The sequence below is a fragment of the Cryobacterium sp. MLB-32 genome (assembly GCF_000738085.1).
Taxonomy (GTDB): domain Bacteria; phylum Actinomycetota; class Actinomycetes; order Actinomycetales; family Microbacteriaceae; genus Cryobacterium.
Genome location: NZ_JPRS01000459.1, coordinates 1 through 1,689, shown reverse-complemented (window position 1 = coordinate 1,689; position 1,689 = coordinate 1). Strand labels below are relative to the sequence as shown.

The 1,689-nt window shown below is 60.7% G+C and carries 1 protein-coding gene; it reads right to left on the bottom strand.

The features are described 5' to 3' along the window. A partial coding sequence (locus JF66_RS19365; RefSeq protein WP_197059502.1) for an SIR2 family protein occupies nt 1-1,121 on the bottom strand: 1,121 nt, incomplete at its 3' end. Nucleotides 1,122-1,689: the final 568 nt, after the last annotated feature.

Sequence of the window (1,689 nt, the reverse complement as noted above, 5' to 3'; positions counted from 1 at the left end):
TCCAGGTAATGCGGCTCGCCGAAGGACGTCTCGACGGTGAGGAGCTCGGTGACCTTTTTGAGCGGTTTCGCAGTCAAAGCTTCTGAAAGGCCTTCCTTCGCTCCCTTCCTCACAACTACCACTCGGCCGGCAGCGGCACTGAGCGACGTGCTCGCGAGGAACCCGAGCGCGTCACGCATAGACAGGTTCGTGTCGGGACCAATAACGAACCGCTCGGGACCCCTCCATTTCGGATCCAGAATCACGATCGTCCGCGATTCGTCGGCGGCCAACCAGTTACGCACAACCGTATTGACGTGTTCGTCACCGAACGAGTAGCCAACAACCACAAGGTTTGACGCGCGGTAGAGGGCCTCCTCGAATGCGCGCATGAGTGGGAGAGTCGGCCCATCGGTCTCCAGTTTCTCCCGATCCCCGATCACGATCAACGGAGTGTCCGCCGTTCCCCAGCGCGCCACCGGGCTCGGTTTCTCATCTGCGCGATAAACATGCCGCACCAAAGGGTGCCCTCCGAGGCGATTCTGCGAGGTGCTCGAAACACGAACCCAATCAATCGAACCGTGCGGCTTAATGAGGTTGATCTGCCCGTCGGTGGGCGTGAATACAAGTGGCTGACCGGGAATCCAGCGGCTTAAGCCGGCGTCGACAGGAGTCGAGCCGATCGTCGCCGCGAGCTCGACAGTGCGGTCGTAGTTGAGGGTTGTGATGTCGAGGCCGCCGGACTGAGTTCGTGCAAGTTCAACCAGGGGCAGGAGGTAGTCCACGCTGTCAGGTTTCTCGAGGAGCGTGCATATGCGGCGAAGCAGCTGGTCTTCTAACGTCCGGAAGATTGAGCCATCGCCGGGAGACACAACTGCCTTTGCGATCGTTGCGATGTCGTTTGCGAGCCCGGATATTTTGAACGAGAGGTCGCGCTCAAACCCAACGTGTTCCTTCAAGTCCGCGTCCGTGAGGGGAAGCGGGTGATCGTCGACTTCCTCGACGGATGCCCGCCACGCAGCTACAAACGGCGCTGACTCGTGTGTGCGTCTATCCCTCAGGAGGCGCACGGCTGAAACGAGCCGTTCGACGTTGACTGCCGAGAGCGGGCTTGAGCCTTGCTCGGTCGCGTGTGCGACCATCGCACCGTAAACGATGTGCAGAGCCCGTACCACCGGCAACTGCTCACGTCGCCTGTAATGATCGGATGCCGCGAGATCCTCGTCAAATGACTCGACAAGCCGTTGCGCGAGGCTTTCAGTTAGTGGCAGACCGGCGTCCCAGGATGCACCAGCACCAAGTAGTACAGCGGTTCTCGGTCGGTGAAATCTCGGTGGTTCAGAGGTATTTCTCACGTCATCAGTCTGGCGCATACGCGCCCCAGAGGCCGTCAGAGAGTCCAGCTGCGCCGATACGGACTGCCGACTCGACGTTCCACAAGTAATCAACACGGCATACGTGGTGAGAGACCGTCCGGCACCGCCCGCGAACCGGACCCTCAGCGGGATGCGGTTGGTATCAGGCTGCTATCGTTGCGCGGATTCTGGACGTACAGTAGCGGCATGAGGAAGACTCCGGTTCAGGGCTCCGAGAATACGCGATCTAGCGCGGAGAGATTGGTCGCGGCGGATGATGCGCGCCGCCGTAGCACGGTCCTCGCCCGGGCGGCCTGGTCGTTGGCATCGTCCTCATTGCAGGTTCGACGATGCT